This is a genomic window from Rhodococcus indonesiensis, from assembly GCF_047782815.1.
In the GTDB taxonomy this organism is placed as follows: Bacteria; Actinomycetota; Actinomycetes; order Mycobacteriales; family Mycobacteriaceae; genus Rhodococcus; species Rhodococcus indonesiensis.
On record NZ_CP180630.1, the window covers coordinates 3,773,029 to 3,780,658 of the forward strand.

At 72.9% G+C, this 7,630-nt stretch carries 1 protein-coding gene; it reads right to left on the bottom strand.

The window, feature by feature from the left end:
* Window positions 1-22: 22 nt before the first annotated feature.
* Window positions 23-7,414 (bottom strand): amino acid adenylation domain-containing protein, encoded by a 7,392-nt coding sequence (locus ACM26Y_RS17415; protein WP_416061457.1) that lies wholly within the window; start codon window positions 7,412-7,414, stop codon window positions 23-25.
* Between the last annotated feature and the right edge of the window lie 216 nt (window positions 7,415-7,630).

The window sequence follows — 7,630 nt, forward strand, 5'->3', positions numbered from 1 at the left end:
CAGGCAATCTACCGGCCGGTATTCAGTTCCGCATACTCCACGGGTCGACGGCGGCCACGGTCGCCCACTCGTCACCCGCCGCGGCGGAACCCGCGGGAACCTCGTCACGGTCGGTGACGACCACGACCCGGAGGTCCTCGGCGGGCGCGTCGTTCAACGCCTCTACCAGCGAAGACGGGACGAATGCGTGGGTCACCCACTCGTCGGACACCACGGCGGCGAGGTCGGCGTCCGGCTCGGCCACGACCACCACCGCACCGGCGATCCCGGCCGTCAGGATCGCGAAGACGCGCCACTGCTCCGCCGTACCGTCGCACACCAGCAACCGCGACTCGTAGTCCAGCTTCCCCGCCGCCCCTCCGCCGCGGGCCAGGGCGACCAGTTCGCCGTGGTCGACCACACGGTCGGCCACCCGCAGCGCGGGGTGCTGCGGCTGCAGGACCCGGACCCGCTCCGAGTAGTCGACCGGACGGGTGGACAGCGCTGCCACGGTGGCCGCCGTCGCCGGGTCGTCGAGGTACAGCCAGCGCGCGGCGGCCGACGGCCGGACGTCCGCCCCGTGCGTCGCCAACCCGAGCTCGGGCGTCTGCGCGGCCGCGGTGGAGCCGGAGACAGCAGGCACGATCGCAGCGCCCGCCTTCGTGATCGCCCAGAGCGCGGTGATCAGTTCCGGTCCGGCCGGCGCGGCGACCGCGACACCGTCGCCGGGTCCGACACCCTGGGCGATGAGATGCCGGGCCCACTGCGACGACCGGCGGTCGAGCTCGAGATAGGTGACCTCGGTGCCGTCCGCGACGAACGCCGGGGCCTCCGGGTCGGACTCCACGGCGACCTGCCACTCCTGCGGCACGGTCCGCTCGACCCGGTCGGGGGCCGCCACCGGTTCGGGCTCGATGTCCGCGGGCGCCGAGCGCTCGGTCTCGGTACGGATATCGATGTCCCCGACCACGGCCCGAGGGCTCGCCGCGACGGCGCGCAGGACGGTCACGAAGCGTTCGGCGAAGGTGGCGACGGTGCCGGCGTCGAACAGGTCCACGGCGTAGGTGAACCCGACGTGCATGCCGGCGGCCGAGCCGCCCGGGTGCTCACGCGGATCGACGGTCACCTGCAGGTCGAACTTGGCGGCGAGTTCACCGCCGTCGAGCGCCTCGACGGTGAGATCCGGCAGTTCGAGCCGCGCTGCCTCGGTGTTCTGGAACGACAGCACTGTCTGGAAGACGGGATGCCGGGCCGGAGAGCGCGCGGCCACCACATCGTCGACCACCCGCTCGAACGGCACGTCGGCGTGACCGAACGCCTCGAGGTCGACGGCGCGGGCCCGGTCGAGCAGCTCGGCGAAGGTCGCCGCCGGGTCGACGTCCGTACGCAGCGCGAGAGTGTTGACGAACATCCCGACCAGGTCGTCGAGGCGTCGGTCGCCGCGGCCGGCTACCGCGGTGCCGACGACGATGTCACGGGTCCCGCTGAGGCGGGCCAGCAGCACCGCGAGCGCCGCGTGGACCACCATGAACAGCGAGGCCCGATGCTCGAGCGCGAGTGCGTCGAGCCGCTGCCGGGTGTGCTCGTCGACCTGCACGGCTACCGTGCCGCCGCGCAGCGACGGCTGTGGCGGCCGGGGGCGGTCCGTGGGCAGATCGAGGAGTTCGGGCACGCCCGTCAGGCGCGAACGCCAGTAGTCGAGCTGGGCACCGGCCGGTGACTGCGCGTCGTCGGCGTCGCCGAGGACCCGGCGTTGCCAGAGCGCGTAGTCGGCGTACTGCACCTCGAGCGGCGCCCAGGCGGGGGCATCGCCCGACAACCGCGACGCGTAGGCGGTCATCAGGTCCCGCGCCAGCGGCGCCAGCGACGCACCGTCGGCGGAGATGTGGTGGACGACGAGGGCGAGCACGTGGTCGTCGGCGCCGACCGAGACGATCCGGCCGCGCACCGGCACCTGCGACGAGACGTCGAATCCTTCCGCGGCGAGGGCGACGACCTCGGCGAGCGCCTCCTGCTCGGACGCCGCCTCGACCGGCACCACCGCGGGCACGACCGCGCCGGCGTCGAGAATGTGCTGGTAGGGCCCCGTCTCGTCCTGCGGGTACCGGGTGCGCAGCGACTCGTGCCGCTCGATCACGTCGCGCACCGCCGCGGTGAGGGCCGCGGTGTCGAGGCGGCCGCGCAGCCGGATCGCGAGCGGGATGTTGTAGCTCGCGGACGCGGGATCGAGCTGGTTGAGCACCCACATGCGCTGCTGGGCGAGGGAGAGCGGCACCCGGTCGGGGCGGGGGCCGGCGGTCAGCGCGGGCCGGGGCGCCGACTCCGCGTGCGCGTCGGCCCGGACCGCGAGTTCGGCGACCGTCGGCGCCTCGAACAGCTCCCGGATCGCCAGGGCGGTTCCCAGCGACTCGTTGACCCGCGCGATCACCCGCGTCGCGATGAGCGAGTTGCCGCCGAGGTCGAAGAACGAGTCGTCCGCCCCGATCCCCTCGACGCCGAGCACGTCGGCGAAGACCTGCGCGACGGCGCGTTCGGCGTCGGTGGCCGGCTCGCGGCGCGTGCCCGCCGTGGTGGTTGCCTGGGGCACCGGCAGGGCGCGCCGGTCGAGCTTGCCGTTGACGGTGAGTGGCAGCTCGTCGAGAACGACCACGACGTCCGGAACCATGTAGCCGGTGAGGAAGACACCGAGCTGCTCGCGCACGCGGGCCACGTCGAGGTCCTCACCGGCGCGGGGCACCACGTATGCGACGAGCCGATCGCCGAGGCCGTCGTCGCGGACCACGGCGACCGCCTGGGCCACCGCGTCGGCACGCATCAGCGCCGCCTCGACCTCGCCGAGCTCGATGCGGAAGCCCCGCAACTGCACCTGCGCGTCGCTGCGCCCGGCGTACTCGAGTTCACCGTCGGCGTTCCACCGGGCGACGTCGCCGGTGCGGTAGAGCCGGCCCGACCCGAACGGGTCGGCGACGAACCGTGCGGCGGTCAGCCCCGGGCGGCCGAGATAGCCGCGCGAGAGCTGATCGCCCGAGACGTACACCTCGCCCGGCACGCCCACCGGGACGGGCTGCAGCAGCCGGTCGAGCACCCGCAGCCGCAGACCCGGCAGCGAGCGGCCGATCCGGCTGGCGGCGCCGGCGCGGGCGGCACCGCGGTCGAGGGCCAGGAACGACACGTGGACCGTGGTCTCGGTGATGCCGTACATGTTGACCAGAGTCGGTGCCACAGGCCGCCGCCCGTACCAGCCCCCGAGCTTGCCGAGGTCGAGGGCCTCGCCGCCGAACACGACGTAGCGCAGGGCGAGCGGACCGCCGTCGGGGCGCTCCACCGATGCCACCCGGTCGGCCTCGTCGAGCTGGAGGAACGCTGAGGGGGTCTGGTTCAGCACGGTGACCCGCTCGGCCCGCAGCAGCTCGAGGAACTGCTCGGGCGAGCGCGACGTGAGGTAGTCGACGACGACCAGCCGGCCGCCGTACAGGAGCGGTCCCCACAGCTCCCACACCGTGAAGTCGAACGCGTAGGAGTGGAACAGCGTCCACACGTCGTCGGAGCCGAACCCGAACAGCGGTTCGGCGTTGGCGAACAGGGTCAGCACGTTGAGGTGGGTGACCGCGACGCCTTTCGGGCGGCCCGTCGAGCCGGAGGTGTAGATGACGTACGCACGGTTGTCCGCGCGCAGCGGCGCGATCCGCTCGGCGTCGGTGACGGGCCCGCTCGGGGCGTGCGGGTCGTCGTCCTCGACGTGCACCCGTGGCAGGCCGAGGTCCGGCAGGTCACCACCTGCGTCGGTGAGGAGGCAGCGCGGCCGGGCGTCCTCGAGCATGTACCGCAGGCGCTCGGCGGGATAGGTGGTGTCGGTGGGCAGATACGCGGCACCCGACTTGAGCACCGCCAGCAGCGCCACGATCAGGTCGGCCGACCGGGGCAGCGCGACGGCGACGAGCTCTTCCGGGCCGGCTCCGGCCGCGACGAGCCGCCGGGCCAGGCGGTTGGCCCGCGCGTCGAGCTCGGCGAACGTCAGGGTGCGCCCGGCGAACGTGACGGCCGGGGCGTCGGGGCTGCGGCGGACGACGGCGTCGAAACGGTCGACGAGGGTCGCCTCGGCCGGCACCCGGGCGCCGGGTCCGAGACTGCTCCACTCGGTGAGGATCCGCTCGGCCTCGGCGTCGCCGAGCAACGGCAGCATGCCGATCGGGGTGGCGGCGGACGTGGCGGCCCCGCGCAGGATCCGGGTGAACCGGTCGGCGAAGGACTGCATGGTGTCGGCGTCGAAAAGATCGGTGGCGTAGGCGAGTTCGACTGTCATCCCGCCCGGCGCGCCGCGGTCCGAGACCTGCTCGGCGACGGTGACCTGCAGGTCGAACTTCGCGATCGCCGTGTCGAATTCGACACCGGAGATGCGCAGACCCGGCAGCTCGAGGGTGGACTGCGGCAGGTTCTGGAAGGTGAGCATCACCTGGAACAGCGGGTGCCTTGCCTGCGAGCGGGACGGGTCGAGTACCTCGACGAGTCGTTCGAACGGCACGTCTGCATTCGCGAACGCCTCGAGGTCGGTGCCGCGTACCCGGGCGAGCAGGTCGGCGAACGACTCATCCGGCGCGACGGCGGTGCGCAGCACCAGCGTGTTGACGAACATGCCGATCACGTCGTCCAGAGCAGCCTCGCCGCGGCCCGCGACGGGGGTGCCGACGGCAATGTCGTCGGTGCCGGACAGACGGGCCAGCAGCACGGCCAGTGCCGTGTGCACCACCATGAACACGCTCGCGTTGTGGGTGCGGGCCAGCTCGGCGAGCGCGGCGTGCACTTCCTTGTCGATCGGGAAACGAAGGGCGGCACCACGATTGGAGGAAACGGCGGGGCGCGGGCGGTCGGCCGGGAGGCCGAGCTCCTCCGGCAGGTCCGCGAGCTGCGCTCGCCAGTAGGCGAGCTGCCGGAACAGCACCGACTCGGGATCGTCCTCGTCGCCGAGCACCTCCCGCTGCCAGAGTGCATAGTCGGCGTACTGAACCGACAACGGCGGCAACGGGTTCGGCTCGTTGCGGGTACGCGCCCGATAGGACGCGACGATGTCGCGGGTCAGCGGCGTCATGGAGAAGCCGTCGCCGGAGATGTGGTGCACGACGACGACGAGTACGTGCTCCTCGGCCGAGAGACGCAGCAGGGCGACGCGCCACGGCACGGCGGCGGTGACGTCGAACCCGGTGCCGGCCAGTTCGAGAACCCGGGCGGGAACGTCCTCGACCGCGACGTCGACGGGCGTGAGATCCGGGACGGCCTCGGCCGCCGGCAGCACCACCTGGTAGCCGTCGCCGTCGATTTCCGGGTACACCGTCCGCAGCGACTCGTGCCGGGCGACGAGATCGGCGACCGCACCCTGCAGAGCATCGACGTCGAGGTGTCCCGTGAGACGGATCGCGACGGGGATGTTGTCGACCGCCGACTCGGGCGCGAAACGGTTCAGGAACCACATCCGCTGCTGGGCGAGCGACAACGGGACCTGCTCGGGGCGCTCGCGGGCGACGAGCGCCACGGCCCCGGACCCGGCCTGCGCCTCGAGCCGGTCGGCGAGCGCCTGCACCGTCGGGGCTTCGAACACCAGCGGCACCGGCACCCGCGTGTCGAGGACCGCGCCGAGCCGGGCGACGAGCCGGGTGGCGACGAGCGAGTTGCCGCCGAGGTCGAGGAAGGAATCGTCGAGGCCGACTCGCTCGACGCCGAGGACGTCGGCGAAGACCTCGGCGACGGCCTGCTCGGTCGGCGTCTGCGGCGCCCGGTACTCGCGGACCGCGAAGACCGGGTCGGGAAGGGCCGCGCGGTCGAGCTTGCCGACGGGATTGAGCGGCACCTCGGGGATGGGGACGACCGCCGCCGGGAGCATGTAGTCGGGCAGGAAGCCGGCCGCGAACTCGACGAGCGCCCCGGTGTCGAGGTCCGCGGCCGCACCTGCCGGTACGACGTAGGATACGAGCGCGGTCTCCCCGGACGGCAGCGGGCGGCCCACGGTGGTGGCGAACTCGACGTCCGGGTGCCGGACGAGGACCGCGTCGATCTCGGTGAGTTCGATGCGGTAGCCGCGGATCTTGACCTGGAAGTCGGAGCGGCCGAGGTACTCGATCGCACCGCCGTCGTCGCGGCGCACGAGGTCGCCGGTGCGGTACATGCGCGCCCCGCCCTCGGTGAACGGGTTGGCGACGAACCGGTCGGCGGTCAGACCCGGCCGGGCGTGATATCCGAGCGCGAGCTGTGCGCCCGCCAGGTACAGCTCGCCGGTGACGCCGGCGGGGACCGGCCGCAGGTGCGTATCGAGCACGTATGCCCCCACACCGGGGATCGGGGTACCGATGCGGATCGGGTCACCCGGGTGCAGGGCGGCGCTGCTGACCGCGAGGATGGTCGCCTCGGTCGGGCCGTAGCCGTTGAAGAAGTCGCGGTGGGGCGCGGCCCACCGTTCGACGAGATCGGGTCCGAAGCTCTCCCCCGCCACCACGACCACGCGCAGGTCGTCGAGCCCCCGAGGGTCCGCCGACCCGAGGGCGGCCGGGGTGATGAACGTATGGGTGACGCGCTCGGCCGCGAGCAGCTCCGACAGGTCCGTGCCGCCGACGATCGCCGGCGGCGAGACCACGAGGGTCGCGCCGGCACCGAACGTGGTCAGCAGCTCAAGCATCGACACGTCGAAGCTGGGCGAGCAGATGTGCAGCACCCGGGCGTCCGCGGTGACCCGGTAGTGCTCACGCTCCGCGGTGATCAGAGCGGCGATGCCGCTGTGCGGGACGGAGACGCCCTTGGGCAGGCCCGTCGATCCCGACGTGTAGATCATCCACGCCGGATGCAGCTCCGACAGGGGGCGGAGCCGGTCGGCGTACGACACCGGGTGGCTGGGACGGGCCGCGATGTCGGCGGCCACGCCGGGATCGTCGAGCGCGGTCCACTGCGTCGATCCCGGGAGAGCGCCGGCGAAGGCGGCCAGGGTCAGTCCGACGGCCGCACCCGAGTCGGACACCATGTGCTGAACCCGCTCGGCGGGGTACTTCGGATCCACGGGCAGGAAGGTCGCGCCCGACTTGGCGACCGCCCAGACGGACAGGACGGACTCCACCGAGCGCGGCACGGCAACGGCCACCACGTCGCCGGGCCCGACGCCCCGGGCGATCAGCACTCGCGCCAACTGCGACGACCTCGCGTCCAACTCCCGGTACGTGAGGCCCGTTCCGCCGGGCGTGACGACCGCCGGATGGTCGCCGCGTTCCTCGACGGTCGACGTCAGCAGCTGGGGCAACAGGACCACCTGGCTGCGGGCACGGGCGCCGCGCTGGGGGCGGGCCGGGGACGGACGGCGGCTGCGGGCAGGGCGTTCGCGGTGCCTCCCGGCGGACGGCTCCGGAGCGATCGCCGGATCGCTCTCGCCCGGACTGCCGTCGTGTCGAGAAGACCGCATGTAGGTGCCCACATCCTTCGCTTCGATTCCGTTGCCAGCGCGCGCGAACGATCAAGCATAGTCACTGCGCCCGGCGCCCTCGGCGGGACCGTACCGGCCGGTAGCCGCCACCCGTTCATCCACCGAGACGCCCGCGACGTTACCTTTACGGGCCTCACCTGCCGGAACGTGGTGGGCTCCCGCCAGCCGAAGGGAGCCCACCACGCCGGCACGGCG